Genomic DNA, 18,921 nt, shown 5'->3' on the forward strand with positions numbered 1-18,921 from the left:
CTTTTCCGCAGGACTCAGCGAAGGAGGCGAACGGTTGGGGAAAACGCAGTTGTTTTTGTTTTCTGATCCACCGCGCCGGTGGTTCTACTTCGACTATGATCCGGGTCCATTTTCCTGCGTTCACCTCCAAGTTTTCATATTCATTTTTATTATAGCGCCGCAAAAAAACGGGGTCAACCCTAAACCACCGATTTACCAGAATTTTGCAAAACAAAACACCCTCTTCCGTGTTGCGGCACACGAAAAAGGGTGTTTTGCTTGGATATTGCCTTGGTGTGAGGAGGAATCATGTTACTTGGGTAAGCGGTTGCGGCCCCGCTTCCCATGGCAAAAGTATAACAGCTTTCACAATTCAATTCGTTAAGAAGCTATGAAGAAACTGTAAAAAGGGAATGGTATCTTTTGGAAGATTTTGTGATAACATTTTTTGATTGACCTTCGTTTTTTCACATGCTAAAATGGAACTGTAAAAGCGGCTGTTGTGATGCCAGATCACAGCAGCCGCTTCTCTTTTACACAAAAAATACGCCCCGGTCACCTTGCGGTGAACGGGGCGCTAAAACGAAGCTCGTTTTTACTGCGGCAAGATCCCTGCAAAGCAGGTCTTATGCAGCAGGCGGAGCAAGGTATCTGCAAGCAGACCTTATGCTCCTGACACACGCGGGGTGTGCTTTCAAGGACCCTCGCGGGCGCTTTGGTATCTCATATCCCGCTGCGGTGCTCCGCACGGAACAAAGCACCGCCCGGGAAGTGAAATCAGATAGAACTCGTATGGCGAATGCTGTACTTCAGCACATCACCTGCATGGATGGATGCGTTTCTCCGCTTCGTACCGCTGCATTGCGCAGTAACCGCCGGTACGGGGCAGCCGCCCTCTTGCATTGTGGGGCTAAGGTGCCGCAAATATCTGCATCCAAAGCGCAGAAGAATGCTTACTTGTACAGGTCGACCAGACGGGTCAGGTGCTCGTAGCGGTCGTTTGCAACTTCCTGGTTGCGTGCGAACAGCTCCTTAGCACGGTCGGGGAATGCACGAGTCAGGCGGCTGTAACGGGTCTCGTTAGCCAGCAGTGCCTGATACTTCTCGTTATCCACAGCCTTGGAGGTCAGGGTGAACGGATTCTTGCCCTGAGCCTTGTTTGCCGGGTTGAAGGTGAACAGGTTCCAGTAACCGGCCTCAACTGCCTTCTTCATCTCGTTCTGGCAGTTGGTCATGCCGCCCTTGACACCGTGCAGCTCGCAGGGAGCGTAGCCGATGATCAGAGACGGGCCGGGGTAAGCCTCAGCCTCAGCGATGGCCTTGACAGCCTGAGCCGGGTTAGCACCCAGTGCGATCTGAGCAACATAGATGTAACCGTAGGTCATAGCGATCTCGGACAGGCTCTTCTTGCTGATTTCCTTACCAGCAGCAGCGAACTGGCAGACTTCACCAATGTTGGAAGCCTTGGATGCCTGTCCACCGGTGTTGGAGTACATCTCAGTATCGAAGACCATCACGTTGACATCCTCGCCGGAAGCCAGAACGTGGTCCAGACCACCGAAGCCGATGTCGTATGCCCAGCCGTCACCACCGAAGATCCAGACGGACTTCTTGGCGATGTACTGCTTGCTCTTCAGGATCTCTGCAGACTTCTCGCAGCCGGCAGCAGCAGCCTTCTCCAGCTCAGCGATCAGGGCCTTTGCGGGCTCGTCGTTGGCCTTGGTGTTGTTCTTGGTTGCGATGAACTTCTCGTAAGCAGCCTTCAGCTCAGCAGAAGCCTTGTCGGAACCAGCAACCTCTGCGATCTCCTTGATCAGGTTCTCGCGGATGGTCTTCTGGCCGATGTACAGGCCCAGACCATGCTCTGCGTTATCCTCGAACAGGGAGTTGCACCATGCAGGACCATGGCCGCTGTCCTTGTTGACGGTGTACGGAGAGATGGAAGCGGTGCCGCCCCAGATGGAGGAGCAGCCGGTAGCGTTGGAGATGTACATCTTCTCGCCGAACAGCTGAGTGATCAGGCGAGCGTAAGAAGTCTCGGCACAGCCTGCGCAGGAGCCAGAGAACTCCAGCAGCGGCTGGTTGAACTGAGAACCGATGACGGTATCGTCAGCAAACTTGGAAGGCTTCTTGGAGATGTTGGCCACGCAGTAGTCGAACACTGCCTGCTGATCGGCCTGGCTGTCCTGCGGCACCATGGTGATAGCCTTGGTGGGGCAGACGGTGACGCACTCGCCGCAGCCCATGCAGTCCAGAGGAGACACAGCCATAACAAACTTGTACTCGTTTGCGGGCTTGTTGTCGCGGCTCTTGGTCTGTGCAGGAGCAGCTGCCAGCTCGTCGGCGGTCAGCTGGAAGGGACGGATGGTAGCATGAGAGCAGACGAATGCACACTGGTTACAGCCAACGCACTTTGCAGCATCCCACTCGGGGACGTTGACAGCGGTGCCGCGCTTCTCGTATGCAGAAGCGCCCTGCTCCCACTCGCCGTTTGCATTTGCCACGAAGGAAGAGACAGGCAGGCTGTCGCCGTCCATACGGGCAATGGGCTCCATGACATCGCGGATCTGCTTGACCAGCTCCGGACGGCCGGTGAGAGCCTTGGGTGCAGGATCAGCCTCGGGGTTGGACCAGGATGCGGGCACGTCCACCTTGTGGATGGCGTCAACGCCTGCATCGATAGCCTTCCAGTTCATCTCAACGACGTCCTGGCCCTTCTTGCCGTAGCTCTTCTGAGCTGCCTGCTTCATGAAGTTGACGGCATCCTCGATGGGCATGACGTCAGCCAGCTTGAAGAATGCAGACTGCAGGATGGTGTTGGTGCGCTTGCCCATGCCGATCTCGATAGCCTTATCGATTGCATTGATGGTATACAGCTGGATGTTGTTGTCAGCGATATACTTCTTTGCCTCGGCGTTCAGGTGCTGGCCCAGCTCCTCATCGGACCACTGGCAGTTGATCATGAACACGCCGCCGGGCTTGACATCCTGGACCATCTTCATGCCCATGTGGATGTAAGCGGGGTTGTGGCAGGCCACGAAGTCAGCCTGGTTGATGTAGTAGGGGCTGCGGATGGGCTTGTCGCCGAAACGCAGATGGCTGATGGTCACGCCGCCGGTCTTCTTGGAGTCATACTGGAAGTATGCCTGAACATACTTGTCGGTATGGTCGCCGATGATCTTGACGGAGTTCTTGTTAGCACCGACAGTACCGTCGCCGCCCAGACCCCAGAACTTGCACTCCTTGGTGCCAGCAGCTGCGGTGATGGGAGCGGGCTTGACTTCCGGCAGAGACAGGAAGGTGACGTCATCGGTGATACCCAGAGTGAAGCGCTCCTTGGGCTGATCCTTCTCCAGCTCCTTGTACAGAGCGAAGATGGAGGACGGCGGGGTATCCTTGCTGCCCAGACCGTAACGGCCGCCGGTCAGAACCACATCGTTCAGGCCAGCCTCACGCAGGGTAGCGGCAACATCCAGGTACAGGGGCTCGCCCAGAGAGCCGGGCTCCTTGGTGCGGTCCAGCACAGCCACCTTCTTGGCGGTCTTGGGCAGGACCTTCAGCAGGGAAGCGGAGACCCAGGGACGGTACAGGCGGACCTTGACGATACCGACCTTCTCGCCCTTGGCGTTCAGGTAATCGATGACCTCATCAGCAACGTCGCAGATGGAGCCCATAGCCACGATCACACGGTCAGCATCGGGTGCGCCGTAGTAGTTGAACAGATCGTAGTTGGTGCCCAGCTTTGCGTTGATCTTGGCCATGTACTTCTCAACAACAGCAGGCAGAGCGTTGTAAACGCTGTTGCATGCCTCACGATGCTGGAAGAACACGTCGCCGTTCTCGTGGGAGCCGCGCATCTTGGGGTGTTCGGGGTTCAGAGCCTTCTTACGGAACTCCTCCACAGCCTCCATGTTGCACATTTCCTTCAGATCGGCGTAATCCCACTTCTCGATCTTCTGGTACTCATGAGAAGTACGGAAGCCATCGAAGAAGTTCAGGAAGGGAACCTTGCCCTCGATGGCGCACAGATGTGCGACAGGGGACAGATCCATGACTTCCTGCACGCTGCTCTCGACCAGCATTGCAAAGCCGGTCTGACGGCATGCCATAACGTCGCTGTGATCACCAAAGATGTTCAGGGACTGAGTAGCAACGGTACGTGCAGAAACATCGAACACGCAGGGCAGCTGCTCAGCAGCGATCTTGTACATGTTGGGGATCATCAGCAGCAGGCCCTGAGAAGCGGTGAAGGTGGTGGTAACAGCACCTGCACCCAGAGAGCCGTGCACAGCGCCAGCAGCGCCGGCCTCAGATTCCATCTCGACAACCTTGACCTGATTGCCGAAGATGTTCTTCTGGCCAGCTGCGGACCACTGGTCCACAGAGTCAGCCATCGGAGAAGACGGGGTAATGGGGTAGATGGCAGCCACGTCCGTGTAGGCATACGCTACATGGGCGGCAGCGGTATTGCCATCCATAGTTTGCTTTGCTCTAGGCATTTTTCTTCCTCCATTATTCAGAATTTGGTACCTTTTGCGCGGGGCAATATGCCCCACATGGGACCGGAGAACCCCATAAAGGCACTATTGCTTGTATACTATAATAGCAAATTCCGCCCATAAAGTAAACGCAAACCGCTCAACAAACGCACCAAAAATAAAGAAATTTTTTTAGCGCTTTTGTACGTCTTTAGTTCGTTAAAGTGAGCAATGGCGCGGATTTTCCGGTTTTGGCCTGCCTGCTTTGCCAGATCCTGTAATTTTTTTCGCAAAAAGGGGAGGGAACCCTCTCAGTCACGGCTTGCGCCGTGCCAGCTCCCCCAAAGGGGGAGCTTTATTTGTGCTGACCGGAAGATGCAAAAAGCTCCCCCTTTCGGGGGAGCTGGCGAACGCAGTGAGCCTGAGAGGGTTCACTCTCCCTTGTATTTATCACATCTTTATTGACAACAAACCTCATTTTGCCGTAAACTGAAGCCATAGAAAACCGGCGCTGTGCCGGGCAAAGAGGGTAATAAAATGGAGAAGACCGTGCATTACGAAAAAACACTCACCAGTGAGGTGCTCTTCGAGGGCCGGGTGATCACCCTGACAAAAGACACTGCTCTGCTGGAAAACGGCAAGACCGCCGAACGCGAAGTGGTGCATCACCACGGCGGTGCGTGCATCCTGCCCTATTTTGAGGACGGCACCATCTGCATGGTGCGCCAGTTCCGCTACGCCATGCAGCAGGAGCTGTGGGAGCTGCCTGCCGGCAAGCTGGAAAAGGGTGAGGACCCCTTTGAAGCCGCCAAGCGGGAGCTGGGCGAGGAGTGCGGCCTGACCGCGGACAATTATATCTCTCTGGGCCAGTTTTTCCCCACCGTGGGCTATGACACCGAAGTGATCTACACATGGGTCGCCACCGGCCTGCACAAGACCCAGATGCATCTGGATGCCGATGAATTTCTGACCCCTGACCGTGTGCCGCTGGATAAAGCTTATGAGATGGTCATGAGCGGCGAGATCCGGGACGGCAAGACCATTGCCGGTATCCTGAAGCTCAAGGCCCTGATCGCCGAGGGCAGGCTGTGAATATCCTGTACGAAGATGCCGCCCTTGTGGTGCTGGACAAGCCCGCCGGACTTTCCAGCGAAGAGGGTGTGCCCGCAGCCCTGCGGCAGCTGTGGGGCCAGCCGGATGCCTTTGTAGGGGTGGTGCACCGGTTGGACACGGGTGTGTCCGGCCTGATGGTGTTTGCCAGAACGCCCGGGGCTGCGGCCGCACTCAGCCGTCAGATCACCCAGAGCCAGAACGCCTACGCTGTGCAGGATGGCAGGGCCGAAGGAAAGCCGGAAGTGCCGCAGTTCATCAAGCAGTACCGTGCCGTCATTGCAGGCGGGCCGGACGAAGCACTGCCCGCCGAAGGCACCCTGCGGGACTGGCTGTTCAAGGACAGCCGCCGGGGCCGGGTGTTCCCGGTCAGCCGCCCGCGCAAGGGCGTGCGGGAAGCCGTGCTGGAATACCGCATCGTGAAAACGGCAGGAGAGATGAGCCTTGCTGAGATCACGCTGCACACCGGCCGCACCCATCAGATCCGGGTGCAGTTTGCATCCCGGAAGCATCCGCTGGCCGGAGACGGCAAATACGGAAGCCGCGTAAAAAGCAGCATTGCCCTGCAGAGCTGCGGCCTGCAGTTTTTGCACCCGGAGACCGGAAAGCCCATGGCATTCACGCTGCCGCTGCCGGAGGGTGCGTTCTGGAAACCGTTTGAAGGATAATGCATTTCCATTAGGTGAGAGGTATGGAACAATACAAAACTGATGCTGAGATCTATGCTGTGCTGGAGCGGGAGATCATTGACCTGACCATCCGCCCCGGCTCTTCGCTGAGCGAAAATCCGCTCTGTGCCCGCTTTGGCGCACCGCGCACCCTGATCCGGGTGGTGCTGCAGAAACTGCAGGAAAACGGGCTGGTAAAGATCGTGCCTTACAAGGGCACCACCGTTACCCGGCTGAACCGCCGCATCGTGGACGAGCTGATCTACGAGCGCACCGCCGTGGAAGCCCGCGTATTGCGGGATTTTTCGCCCCGGTGCACCCCGGAGCAGCGGGCGTTGATCCGCAGGCGGGTGGAAGCCTACGAGGCCCTTGCGGCCATGGAGAGCCCGGATTACAACAAGCTGTACGAAGCCGACCGTGCCCTGCACGGGACATGGTTTGCCGCCATGGATAAAATGTACCTGTGGAGCACCCTGCAGAACGCCCACGCCGACTACAGCCGCTTCCGGATGCTGGACACCATGACCACCGGCGGCCTTGCCGAGGTGATTGCAGACCACCGCAACCTGATGAACGCCATCGAGCGGTGCGACCTTTCCGCCTTTGAACCGTTGGTGGAACGGCACCTGTACGGCGGCATCCGGCGGCTTGGCTCCAAGCTGACCGAGGAATATGCCGATTATTTTGAGCCGGAAAAGTAATTGTTCTATGTGGAACATTTTATAAAACGAAAGGGCACAGCGCATCGCAGCGCCGTGCCCTTTCGTTTTATGCTGTCTGAATTTCAGAACACCCCGGAAATAAAAATTTCCAGACCTATGCCAATGAGGATGATGCCGCCCAGAATGGATGCCTTGCCGGAGAGCTTGGTGCCAAACTTTTTGCCGATGCGCAGGCCCGCCATGCAGATAAAGAAGGTGACCACCGCAATGATGAGCGATGCCGCAAGTGCCATCAGCCAGCCGTATTCCGAAATGGTGAAGCCCACCGAAAGCGCATCAATGCTGGTAGCCACGCCCTGCATGAGCAGTGCACCCGCACTCAGCTCTGCTGCTTCTTCGGCCTCTTCGCCCTTGATGCCATCCACCAGCATTTTGCCGCCAATGTAGCCCAGCAGAGCCAGCGCGATCCACGGGATGAACTTTTCAAACGAAGAGAACAGCTCCACAATGGTGTGCACGCACACCCAGCCCGTCATGGGCATCACGGCCTGAAAAAGGGCAAAGGTGCCCGCGATCCTGCACATGGTCCCCCTGCTCATGCGGGGGTCGTGCAGGCCGTTTGCCATAGATACCGAGAACGCATCCATTGCAAGGCCCACGCCCAGCAGGGCACTGTTGAGGAAAAATACAAAACTCCATTCCATATTGTCTGCCTCCTGAATTTGACCAGAATATCGGGCAATACAAAACCCGGTCACGGGCGCACATGTACGTCCGGGACCGGGTGATTTTTTTGAAACCAACTCCATGTGCACGGGCGCTGTTCTATGCGCCAAAAACACATGAGTCTCGCAAATGAAAGCAAGCCAGACCGGAACCAACGGTCATCATGTTGACTTGCTGCGCTCTGCAAAAGCGCCTGCTACTCCCCCACGGGTATTTGTGATTGTTTTGCCATTGTAGCATATCTTTGCAGGGAAGTCCAGACAAACCTGCGCGGTTACACGGTATTTTTCCATCGGCGGGCAAAATACCAGTCCTGTGAAATAATAAAACACAGGGTGTTGCCCAGCGCCCTCAGGGTAACAGCATGTTCCTGACGCAAGGCCCGGCGGGCGCAGCGCTCGTACTCCCGCGCCTGCTGCATCCGGGCACTCCGGCGCTCTTCGGCGGTCAGGTGCATTCCCACATCGATCAGGGAGTGCAGCAGTGCCCAGTACAGCTCACACAGCGAACCCGTGATGCCATGGCGGCGGACGCACTCGAACACGGTATAGTTTGCTTCCACACGGTCGAGATTGCGCAGGGTGACTTTGCTGTTGACGATGCTGCCCGCCACCTTGCGGTAAAGGTACAGCGCATCCGGGATATTCGCGATTCTGTCCGCTTTTTCGTAGGCGTAGGCGATCAGCAGGGTGTCCTCGTTCAGCTTGCCCTCTGCAAAGCGCAGCTGCGCAAAAATGCTGCGGTGGTACAGCTTGTTCCACACCACCATGTAGGGCAGAAGGGTGCTGTGCTCCAACGCCTGCTCCGGGGTCAGCACCTCCCGCCGCACATGCAGATACTGCTCCCGGATGGGGGTCAGGGCTTCGTCCACCTGCCGGTAATTGCACACGGCCATCTGTGCACCGGCCTCCTGCGCCGCATGGTAAAGCTTTGCGCAGAAGTCCGGCATGATGGTGTCGTCTGAATCCACAAAGGCAATCCATTCGCCCTCTGCCGCGTCCAGCCCGGCATTGCGTGCCCCGCTCAGACCACGATTCTTCTGGTGGATGACCCGGATGCGGCTGTCCTTTGCCGCTGCGGCATCGCACAAAGCAGGGCAGCTGTCCGGAGAGCCATCGTCCACCAGAATCAGCTCAAAATCCGTGAAGGTCTGGGCAAGGATGGAAGAGATGCAGGCGCTCAGAAAACGCTCTGTCTTATATACCGGCACGATGATGCTGATCTCCGGCTGTTTTTTATGTTGTTCCTGCACAATAAACTCCTCATTGCTTCAGGTCGTTTTCTGCCGTCTTTCCGCCCTTTTGCGACATAGATCCAGATAACTGCAGGCCGATGCAGCGCAGACCACTGCCGCCCACAAATTTTTTAGTGTTACGCCGCGAGCTTGCATCAGCCGATGGCGGGCTGTACGCTCATACGCAAAGGCTTCCTTCATCCGGGGGCTTTTGCGCTCTTCCGGTGTCAGGTGCAGCCAGATGTCCCACACGGCAGTCAAAATCGGGCGATAGGCTGCACACAAAGCATCCCGGATGCCGTTTTGGTACAGCACATCAAACAGGCGGTACCATGCTTCCACCCAGTCCAGTGTTTTCAAGGTAGTCTTGCGGTGCATGGCACTGCCGGTAACGATGCGGTAATTGTATAAAAAATCCCATACACCGCAGGCAGAAGCCGCTCTTGCGTAAATGACCGGCATGAGACAGGTATCTTCAAACGCCTTGTTTTCTGGATAGCGCAGATTTTCCAGCAGTTTTCGGCGATAAAGCTTATTCCACGGAACCTGAAAATCCGACACCACCATCCGGCGCAGAACTTCCTCCTGCGGCAAAAACTCGTTCAAAAGTCGGTGTTCCCCGCCCGCAAGCGTTTTGCCCGTTTCATCAATGCACTGACTGCTGCAGATTGCAAAATCTGCACCCGTTTCCAGCACTGCCTTATGCATTTTTTCCAGATATTCTGGTGCTGCTGTATCATCCGAATCCACAAATGCGATCCAATTTCCCTGTGCTGCATCCAGACCCGCATTGCGGGCTGTGCTTACACCGCCGTTTTGCTTATGGATCACCCGCACGCGGCTGTCCCTTTTTGCTGCTGCATCGCACAGGGCAGGGCAGTTGTCTGGTGAGCCATCGTCCACAAGGATCAGTTCAAAATCTGTAAAGGTCTGAGCGAGGATGGAATCAATACACTCATTCAGATATTTTTCCACCTGATACACTGGCACGATGATGCTGATCTCCGGTCTTCCACTTTCTGTTCTTTCACTCACAGTATTTCTCCCATTCGGAATTCAGTTTTATTTCCGGTACTTGAAGTTGAAGTAGAACTGCGGGTTTGCAATGCAGAGTGCGGTTTCTGCTGCGTTGCGCAGGGTACAGGCCCCCTGTTGACGAACCTCTCTGCCTGCTTTTTTCAAGCACGCTTCCGCCTGCTGAACCCGTTCACTGTTTCTCTGTTTGGGTGGCAGATTTTTTTTTGTGTTTCGGAGCATGCGTTTCATCAGTACATACTGCAGGAATGCTGTGTCTTTTTTTCCATACTTGAGTGCACAAGCAAGAAGGCCGTAGTTTGCATCAATCTCATCCAGATTTTTCAAGGTAACCTTTCCATGCATGATGCTTGCCGGATGCAGCCGGTAATGGTACAGTTTTTCCTTTATACAAGCCACAGCTGTTGCATGTTCAATGATTTCCGGTGTGGTAAATGCGTCTTCATAGTTTTTGCCCACAGGAAAAACGATTCCTTCCAGCACATCTCTCCGATGCAGTCTTGTTGCTGCCTGAATCAACGGCGTAAGGCGGATGCGGTGTATTGCTTCCTCACGGGAAAGCACTTCTGTACGTAAAGGCTGTTCCTGATAATCACAAAGACTTCCATCCTCTTCCATAAAAACTTCGTTGCAGACTGCAAGTTCAGCACCTGCCTGCTTTGCTGCCCGCAGCATTTTTTCGTAGTAAGTCTTGTCTACAAAGTCATCCGGGTCCACAAAGCCGATCCAATTTCCCTGTGCAGCTGCCAAACCCGCATTGCGGGCTGTGCTTACACCGCCGTTTTGCTTATGGATCACCCGCACGCGGCTGTCTTTTTCTGCCGCAGCATCACACAGGGCAGGGCAGTTGTCCGGGGAGCCATCGTCCACCAGGATCAGCTCAAAATCCGTAAAGGTCTGTGCCAGAATGGAATCAATGCATTCGTTCAGGTATTTTTCCACCTGATACACCGGCACGATGATGCTGATCTCCGGGGATTTTTTTTGCTCTGTCATGTTCCTTAAACCACTTTCTGTGTTTATTTTTATTCCTCACACGCTATTTCTATTATACATGGTTTGGATGGATTTGAAAAGAAGCCGCCGTGCAGAAATCTCTGCGCGGCGGCTTCTTTCAAATCTTATTGTGTTTTCAAGGTTTACTCTTCGCCCTTATCGTCGGCTTCCGGGGCTTCTGCAGCGGCGGCAGCATCTGCAGCTTCCATGGCGGCAAGCTGCTCGGCAGTCGGCTCTGCATCGGCATCGGAGGTGTCGATCTGCTCGGTCTGGGCCTCGTCGTCGTGGTCGGTGCGGGCAAGCACCATCACCTTGTCGTTCTCACCCAAGCGCATCACCCGCACGCCGGAACCGTAGCGGCTCTGCAGCGGGATCTCATTGGCGTGCAGGCGGATGATGATGCCCTCCTGACTGCTCAGCAGCACATCATCCACGTCGTCCACGATCTTGACCGCAGCCACCTTATCCTTGGCGGCATCGTAGTTGCGGATGCCCTTGCCGCCGCGGGCGGTGATGCGGTAGGTGTCGATGTCCGACCGGCGGCCCTTGCCGTTCTCGGTGACGGTGAGCACCGTGCCGCCCTCGCGGCAGATGCACACGCCCACAACTTCATCGCCCTCGGCCAGACGGATGGCGCGCACGCCGTGGCCGCTGCGGCCCATGGGACGTGCATCGGCTTCGTTGAAGCGGATGGCCTGACCGTTGCGGGTGGCAACGATGAGCATATCGTGGCCGGAGGTCAGGCGGGTCCATGCCAGAGCGTCGCCCTCGTTCAGGGCAATGCCGATCAGACCGGACTTGCGGATATTGGCATACTGCTCCAGCGGGGTACGCTTGATGAGGCCCTGCTTCGTGACCATGGTCACAAAGCCGCCCTCGGTGTCAGCTTCCTTCGACTGGCAGATCATGTTGGTGACCTTTTCGCCCTCGGCCAGCTGCAGCAGGTTGACGATGTTGCTGCCCTTGCTGGTGCGGCTGCCCTCGGCAATGGTGTAGCCCTTGATGCGGAACAGACGGCCCCGGTCGGTAACAAAGAGCACATAGTCGTGGGTGGAGCCTACGAACATCTCCTGCACGATGTCCTCTTCCTTGCGGGTCATGCCGGAGATGCCGCGTCCGCCGCGGCGCTGTGCCTGATAGGTGGCCTTGAGCTGGCGCTTGATATAGCCGGCCTCGGTCAGGGTGTAGACGCACTGCTCCTCGGCGATCAGATCCTCGATATCCACCTCACCGGTCACGGACTGGATCTCGGTGCGGCGCTCGTCGCCGAAGCGCTTCTTCATTTCCAGCAGCTCGTCCTTGACGATGGCAAGCACACGGGCATCGTCGGCCAGAATGGCCTCCCAGTTCTCGATCTTGGCCTGCAGGCTGGCAAGCTCTTCCTCGATCTTCAGGATCTCAAGGCCTGCCAGACGGCCCAGCTGCAGCTTGACGATGGCATCTGCCTGCGGGTCGTCAAAGCCGAACTGCTCCATGATGGCAGCCTTGGCCTCTGCCATGCCGCCCTTGCAGGCGCGGATGGTGGCGATCAGCTCGTCCACGATGTCGGTGGCCTTCTTCAGGCCTTCCAGAATGTGGGCGCGCTCCTTGGCCTTTTTCAGGTCGTACTGGGTGCGGCGGCGCACCACCTCGTCCTGAAATTCCACGTACTTCTGCAGCATCTGCTTCAGGGTGAGCACTTTCGGCACCTTGTGGTCGATGGCCAGCATGATAACGCCCACGGTATCCTGCAGCTGGGTGTACTGGTACAGCTGGTTCAGGATGACCTGTGCATTGGCATCCTTGCGGATGTCCACCACGATGCGCATGCCCTTGCGGTTGGTCTCATCGTTCAGGCCAGTGATGCCCTCAATGCGCTTCTCCTTGACAAGGTCGGCCATGTTCTCGATGAGGCGGGCCTTGTTGACCATATACGGGATCTCGGTAATGATGATCTGGGTGCGGCCGTTCTTGGTCTCCTCGATGGTGGCGCGGCCCCGCAGGGTGATCTTGCCCCGGCCGGTGGCGTAGGCGGCGCGGATGCCGCTGCGGCCCATGATGATGCCGGCAGTGGGGAAGTCCGGGCCCTTGATGTATTCCATCAGGCCGGGCAGGTCGATGTCCGGGTTGTCGATATAGGCGATGCAGCCGTCAATGACCTCGCTCAGGTTGTGGGGCGGGATGTTGGTGGCCATGCCGACCGCAATGCCCTGACTGCCGTTGACCAGCAGGTTGGGGAAGCGGCAGGGCAGCACGCTGGGTTCCTTCTTGGTCTCGTCAAAGTTGGGGTCCCAGTCGATGGTGTCCTTCTCGATATCGGTCAGCATCTCCACCGCCATGCGGCTCATGCGGGCCTCGGTGTAACGGTAGGCAGCCGGGGGGTCGCCATCCACAGAACCAAAGTTACCCTGACCATCCACCAGCGGATAGCGCAGAGAGAAATCCTGTGCCAGACGGACCATGGCATCGTAGACCGATGCGTCGCCGTGGGGATGGTAGGAGCCCAGCACCGCACCAACGGTGTCGGCGGATTTGCGGTAGGGATGGCTGGGGTCGTTGCCGCGCTCGTGCATGGTGTACAGAATGCGGCGGTGAACAGGCTTCAAACCGTCGCGCACATCGGGCAGGGCGCGGGACACGATGACCGACATGGAGTAGTCCAGAAATGCGGTCTCGATCTCCTTTTTCACATCGCGGATGATCTTTTTGGTTCCGCTGCCCGGTATCATCACATAATCTTCTTCCATTGTTTCCTCCGTAGGATCATACCCTCTCAGTCAATGCCTGTCGGCATTGCCAGCTCCCCCGAAAAGGGGGAGCTTTTTTGCGTGAGAAGGAAAAGTTTATCTTTTTGCCTAAAGCTCCCCCCTCGGGGAAGCTGGCGCGTCAGCGCCTGAGAGGGTTTTCTTACACGTCCAGCTTTGCGTACTGGGCGTTGGTCTCGATAAAGCGGCGGCGTGGCTCCACCTGATCGCCCATCAGGATGGTAAAGGCTTCATCGGCCTTCTCGGCATCGTCAATGGTGATCTGTACGATCACGCGGTTATCGGGGTTCATGGTGGTCTCCCACAGCTGTTCGGGGTTCATCTCACCAAGGCCCTTATAGCGGTTCACCTTTGCGCCGGGCATTTCCTGCGAAAGCACGGCCATTTCGGCATCGTTGTAGGCGTACTTGATGGTGTTGCCCTTCTGCACCTTGAACAGAGGCGGCTGGGCCACATACACATGGCCCTGCTCAATGAGCGGGCGCATATAGCGGAAGAAGAAGGTGAGCATCAGGGTGCAGATATGGGAACCATCCACATCGGCATCGGCCATGATGAACACTTTATCGTAGCGCAGCTTGGAGATATCGAACTCGTCACCAATGCCGCAGCCCAGTGCCAGCACAACGGGCATCAACTTGTCGTTGCCGTAAATTTTATCGGCGCGGGCCTTTTCCACGTTCAGCATCTTGCCCCACAGCGGCAGGATGGCCTGAATGGCAGAATCACGGCCCATCTTGGCGGAACCGCCTGCAGAATCGCCCTCGACGATGAAGATTTCGGTGCGGCTGGGGTCTTTTTCGCGGCAGTCTGCCAGCTTGCCGGGCATCCGGCTGGTCTCCAATGCGCTCTTGCGGCGCACCAGTTCGCGGGCCTTTTTGGCAGCGGCGCGGGCGCGGGCGGCCTGGGTGGCCTTTTCAAAGATGGCCTTTGCCACGCCGGGGTTCTCCTCAAAGAATTCCATCAGCTTGGAGTAGACCATGTTGGAAACAAGGGTGCGGATCTCGGTATTGCCCAGCTTTGCCTTGGTCTGGCCCTCAAACTCCGCCTCCTGCAGCTTGACAGAGATCACGCAGATCAGGCCCTCGCGCACGTCTGCACCGGACAGGTTCTCGTCCTTATCCTTCAGCAGGCCGTGGCTGCGGCCGTAATCGTTGAACACGCGGGTCAGGCTGTTCTTGAAGCCCTCCTCGTGGGTGCCGCCGTCCGGGGTGTTGACGTTGTTGGCAAAGCTCAGCAGCAGCTCGTTGTAGCTGGAATTGTACTGCAGTGCGATCTCTGCCATGCCGCGGTCGGTCTGGCCCTTGAGGTAGATCACATTGGGGTGCAGCACGTCCAGCTTGCGCTTCTCGCCCAGATAGGTGACAAAGCTCTTGATGCCGCCCTCGTAGCACATGACCTCGGTGCGGTAGCAGGGTTCACCCTCCTTGCCGTCCTCCAGTACGGGAGTGTACATCTCACGCTCGTCGGTCAGAGTGATCTTGACACCGGCGTTCAGGAAGCTTTCTTCCCGCAGGCGCTTTTCCAGCGTGTCGAAGTCGTACACGGTGGTATCCCGGAACATCTCCGGGTCCGGCTTGAAGGTGACCCGGGTGCCGGTGACGCCATCGGCTACGGTGCCGATGCACTTGAGCGGGCCGTCCGGGTCGCCGCGGCGGAAGGTCTGCTCGTACTCGTGGCCGTCGCGGCGCACGTTGACGGTGAGCCACTCGGAGCAGGCGTTGACCACCGAAGCGCCCACGCCGTGCAGGCCGCCGGCCACCTTGTAGCCGGAGTTCTCGCCGCCGAACTTGCCGCCGGCGTGCAGGATGGTGTAAACGACGGTGACGGCGGGCAGGCCGGTGTCGGCTTGAATGTCCACAGGGATGCCGCGGCCGTTATCCGTGACCTGAATGATGTTGTCTTTCAGGATCTTGACCTCGATGTGGTCGCAGTAGCCGGCCAGTGCTTCATCGATGGCGTTGTCCACGATCTCGTAGACCAGATGATGCAGGCCCCGCTCGCCGGTGGAGCCGATATACATGCCCGGGCGCTTGCGCACCGCTTCCAGACCCTTCAGGACCTGGATCTCGCTGGCATTATACTCATGGTCGGTAGCGGTTTCGGCATTTGTGCTGGTAATGATTTCTTCTGCCATTTCCTTTCTCCCTTTTGTTCAATGTTTGCATTTTTGTTCGATCTATCGTAAAAGCAGAGCATATTCTCCGCCTGTTGGCTGGTTTACTCGATCATTTTTTCGGCTCTGCGCCGCATGGCAGCAGGCGACAGCTCCGAAAGATACACCGTGTCCACCACGGCCCCGTCTGCCAGAACATAGCTCTGGGGCAGCTCGTCCGAAAGGCTCACCACCGCGCCGTTCTTCTGGGCGTAGTTCAGAAACTCCCGGCCCCGGGGGGTGATGGTGGTGGTTTCCAGATTGAAGATGCCGATAATGTCCCGGTCATTCAGCACGTAGTCACGGCCCAGATGAATATACATACAGTATTTTCCTCATTCTGGCAGTTCATGCATAAAACGCCGTTTATTCACCGGCAGCTGCATGTACTTTTGCATCATTTCTTCATGCTTTGCTCAGCACGCCTCCGTTCATGCGGTACACTTCGCCGTCCGTTTTCAGGAACGCGGTGTCATCGCAGCTGGTCACGAAGGTCTGCTTTTCCTTCATGCGGGTGAGCAGATACTGCTTGCGGCCCTCGTCCAGCTCGCTGAGCACATCGTCCAGCAGGAGCACCGGGTGCTCTCCGGTGATCCGGGCAGCGGCAGCCGCTTCGGCCATTTTCAAACTCAGCACCACGCTGCGCTGCTGTCCCTGACTTGCAAACACCTTTGCGGGCTGGTCGTCCAGCAGCAGCTCAACGTCCTCACGGTGGATGCCGCACAGGCTCTGCCCGGCGCGCAGCTCTTCGTTCTGGCGCTGCTTCAAAAGTGCGGAAAGCCCGCCCGGCTCAAACTGGGCGGCATACCGCACCGCCATGCGCTCTGCCCCGTGGGAAAGCTCGGCATAGTTGGCGCAGGCCAGCGGTGTGAGCAGGGCCAGATACTCCCGCCGCCGCTTCTGGATGGCCTCGCCCTGCGCTGCAAGCTCCACGTTCAGCACTTCCAGCAGGGCGCATTTTTCTGCCCACGGGCGCTCCGTGCCGCCTGCGGAATGACGCAAAAGCGCGTTTTTCTGCTGCAATGCCCGCACATAGCGACGGTAGGTGGCAAGGTAGCCGGGGTACAGCTGGCACAGCGCCGCGTCCAGAAACCGCCGCCGTCCTTCCGGTGCACCTTTTACAAGGCTCAGGTGCCCGGGGTCGAACACCACAGCCGGAAAGCTGCCCGCAAGGCCCGCCGCCCGCTTGGGCGGAGAGCCGTTGACCGATGCATACCGGCCGGGGCGCTGTGCATCCGGCGTGCCCACCGTAATGCGCACATTTGCCGGTTCGTCCGGTTCCTGATCCTCCTGCCGGGTGCGCTGGGTGACGGCCTCCAGTACCGCGAATGTTTCTCCGCGGCGCACAAGCTCGGCATCCTTACCGCCCCGGAAGCTTTTGCCGCCGGTCAGCAGCCAGATGGCCTCCAGCAGGTTCGTTTTGCCCTGACCGTTGTTGCCGCAGATCACGGTCAGCTCCCGGCCCGGTTCCAGCTGCGCTGCCGCAATATTGCGGTAATTCGCAACTTCCAGTGAAAGCAGACGCATTACTGGCCCTGACCCACTTCCACGGTCTGGCCGTCCAGCTCGATCACATCACCGGCACGGCACTTCTTGCCGCGCATGGTGCACACCTCGCCGTTCACCTTCACAGCACCGCCCTGCACCAGCTCCTTGGCTTCGCCGCCGGTCTCGCACAGGCCTGCATATTTCAGCAGGGCATCCAGCTTGATAAATTCCGTATGGATGAGAATTTTCTGCATAATTTCGCCCTCTTAATCGTTCTTGAAGCGCACCGGCAGCACCAGATACAAAAAGTCGTTGCCCTCGGCAGGCAGCACCTTGACCGGGCTCAGAGGGCCGCTGATCTCCATGCGGACCTTCTCGGTGCGGGCGTTGCGCAGCGCATCCAGCAGATAACGGTTGTTGAAGCCGATCTCCACTTCGTCGCCCTCGCAGTCGGCGTTGAACTCGTCCACCACGCGGCCAAGGTTGGTCTGGCAGCGCACCACGACTTTACCCTCTGTAAAGGAGATGCGGAGAGGATTTTTTAAACGCTCTGTAATAATCAGCGAAGCACGCTCGATGGTCTCGATGAATTCCTTGGTGTCGATGGTTACGCGGGTGCGGCTGTCGGCGGGGATCACGTTGCGGTAGTTGAGGAACTCGCCCTCGATCAGGCGGCTCATGATGGTGTAGCCGCCGGCCATAAAGACCACATAGCGGCGGTTGGCGCTGATGTGCACCGGCTCTTCGTCGTCGTTGGGCAGCAGGTGGGCGACCTCGGTCATGGTCTTGCTGGGCACGATGATGCGGATATCCTTTACCGCTGTCACCGGGCGTTCCACGATGGCCAGACGGTAGCCGTCCAGTGCCACTACAGTCAGCTTGTCGGGCAGGATCTCGAACAGCTCACCGGTGTGGGCGGGCTTTTTCTCGTCCTGACTGACAGCATATAACGTACGATCGATCATATCTTTCAGCACGCCGGTCTTGATGGTCAGGGTCTCTTCCGCTCCGGTATTGGGCAGCTCCGGGAAATCGTTGGCCGGCATAGACTGGATCTCGAACTGGACTACGCCGCTCTGGATGGTGGTCTTGCCGTTCTCGGCAGAGGTAATGGCCACCTGACCGGCGGGCATCCGGCTGATCATGCTGCTGAGCAGCTTTGCATTCAGCACTACCTCGCCGGCTTCCTTGACATTGGCTTCGATGGTGGTCACGATGCCCATTTCCAGATCGTAGCCGGTGAGGTTGAGCTGGAAGCCTTCGGCTTTCAGCAGGATACCTTCCAGCACAGGGATGGCAGAACGCATGGTGACGGCTTTGGACACACCATCGATGGCTGCGCTCAGCAGAACTTTATCACATACGATGTTCAAACTGAATTCTCTCCTTTTTTTCGTTTCTGATGTTGCTTTGTGTTTGAAAACAGTTTCAGAACCGGTCTATCTTATTGAACTTGTTGTAGTAACCGTAGTAGGGGGTGGGGAACTTGTGGAAAACCCCAAAAAGCCTTGTCGGAATGCGGGGGTTTTGGTTTCCACGGGGTTGTGAATGTGTTGTGAATGGATCGTGGAAAGGTTGGAAGAGGTCTTTCTTTCCACAGACCATGTGGAGAACGGAGGTTGAATGTTGAAAACTCTGTGGAAAGT

At 57.3% G+C, this 18,921-nt stretch carries 14 protein-coding genes; 3 read left to right on the forward strand and 11 right to left on the reverse strand.

Annotated elements, in window-relative coordinates; genetic code table 11:
* Positions 1-932: 932 nt before the first annotated feature.
* Positions 933-4,478, reverse strand: a complete 3,546-nt coding sequence (nifJ, locus tag WMO17_RS01650) for a pyruvate:ferredoxin (flavodoxin) oxidoreductase (RefSeq protein ID WP_349137341.1) — start codon at positions 4,476-4,478, stop codon at positions 933-935.
* Between the two features lie 516 nt (positions 4,479-4,994).
* Between nifJ and WMO17_RS01655 the strand changes: the two genes are divergently transcribed.
* From WMO17_RS01655 to WMO17_RS01665, 3 genes are read left to right on the forward strand one after another with little or no spacing between them, the layout of a single operon-like run.
* On the forward strand, positions 4,995-5,549 hold the full coding sequence (locus WMO17_RS01655; RefSeq protein ID WP_005940449.1) for an NUDIX domain-containing protein: 555 nt from the start codon (positions 4,995-4,997) through the stop codon (positions 5,547-5,549).
* Positions 5,546-6,235: an RluA family pseudouridine synthase gene (locus WMO17_RS01660; RefSeq protein ID WP_349137342.1), complete on the forward strand. Its 690-nt coding sequence runs from the start codon at positions 5,546-5,548 to the stop codon at positions 6,233-6,235. Before WMO17_RS01655 ends, WMO17_RS01660 begins: the two co-directional genes overlap by 4 nt.
* A gap of 23 nt (positions 6,236-6,258) precedes the next feature.
* Positions 6,259-6,936 (forward strand): GntR family transcriptional regulator, encoded by a 678-nt coding sequence (locus tag WMO17_RS01665; RefSeq protein ID WP_097774107.1) that lies wholly within the window; start codon positions 6,259-6,261, stop codon positions 6,934-6,936.
* Between the two features lie 83 nt (positions 6,937-7,019).
* On the opposite strand, the gene WMO17_RS01670 is transcribed toward WMO17_RS01665, so the two are convergent.
* From WMO17_RS01670 to dnaN, 10 genes are all read right to left on the reverse strand, one after another.
* Positions 7,020-7,601, reverse strand: coding sequence for a manganese efflux pump MntP (locus WMO17_RS01670; RefSeq protein ID WP_097781063.1), 582 nt, complete (start codon positions 7,599-7,601; stop codon positions 7,020-7,022).
* 296 nt (positions 7,602-7,897) lie between these two features.
* Positions 7,898-8,875 carry a glycosyltransferase family 2 protein gene (locus WMO17_RS01675; RefSeq protein ID WP_207698872.1) on the reverse strand — a complete coding sequence of 326 codons (978 nt, stop codon included), beginning with the start codon at positions 8,873-8,875 and terminating at the stop codon, positions 7,898-7,900.
* An 18-nt stretch (positions 8,876-8,893) separates the two neighbouring features.
* The gene (locus WMO17_RS01680) at positions 8,894-9,892 is read right to left on the reverse strand and encodes a glycosyltransferase family 2 protein (RefSeq protein ID WP_349137343.1); all 999 of its coding nucleotides are present in this window, start codon (positions 9,890-9,892) and stop codon (positions 8,894-8,896) included.
* Positions 9,893-9,919: 27 nt separating this feature from the next.
* Positions 9,920-10,888 carry a glycosyltransferase family 2 protein gene (locus tag WMO17_RS01685; protein WP_349137344.1) on the reverse strand — a complete coding sequence of 323 codons (969 nt, stop codon included), beginning with the start codon at positions 10,886-10,888 and terminating at the stop codon, positions 9,920-9,922.
* A 143-nt stretch (positions 10,889-11,031) separates the two neighbouring features.
* On the reverse strand, positions 11,032-13,614 hold the full coding sequence (gene gyrA, locus WMO17_RS01690; protein WP_349137345.1) for a DNA gyrase subunit A: 2,583 nt from the start codon (positions 13,612-13,614) through the stop codon (positions 11,032-11,034).
* 160 nt (positions 13,615-13,774) lie between these two features.
* Entirely contained in the window at positions 13,775-15,769 is a 1,995-nt protein-coding gene (gyrB, locus tag WMO17_RS01695; RefSeq protein WP_097774101.1) for a DNA topoisomerase (ATP-hydrolyzing) subunit B, read from the reverse strand.
* 83 nt (positions 15,770-15,852) lie between these two features.
* Positions 15,853-16,110, reverse strand: coding sequence for an extracellular matrix regulator RemB (gene remB, locus WMO17_RS01700; protein ID WP_005937016.1), 258 nt, complete (start codon positions 16,108-16,110; stop codon positions 15,853-15,855).
* Between the two features lie 82 nt (positions 16,111-16,192).
* A complete protein-coding gene (recF, locus tag WMO17_RS01705; RefSeq protein WP_005937019.1) occupies positions 16,193-17,314 on the reverse strand; it encodes a DNA replication/repair protein RecF in 1,122 nt (373 codons plus the stop codon).
* Entirely contained in the window at positions 17,314-17,529 is a 216-nt protein-coding gene (locus WMO17_RS01710) for an RNA-binding S4 domain-containing protein (RefSeq protein ID WP_005937022.1), read from the reverse strand. Before WMO17_RS01710 ends, recF begins: the two co-directional genes overlap by 1 nt.
* Before the next feature lie 12 nt (positions 17,530-17,541).
* Positions 17,542-18,648 carry a DNA polymerase III subunit beta gene (dnaN, locus tag WMO17_RS01715; RefSeq protein ID WP_349137346.1) on the reverse strand — a complete coding sequence of 369 codons (1,107 nt, stop codon included), beginning with the start codon at positions 18,646-18,648 and terminating at the stop codon, positions 17,542-17,544.
* Between the last annotated feature and the right edge of the window lie 273 nt (positions 18,649-18,921).

The organism is Faecalibacterium faecis (assembly GCF_040096475.1).
In the GTDB taxonomy this organism is placed as follows: Bacteria; Bacillota; Clostridia; order Oscillospirales; family Ruminococcaceae; genus Faecalibacterium; species Faecalibacterium taiwanense.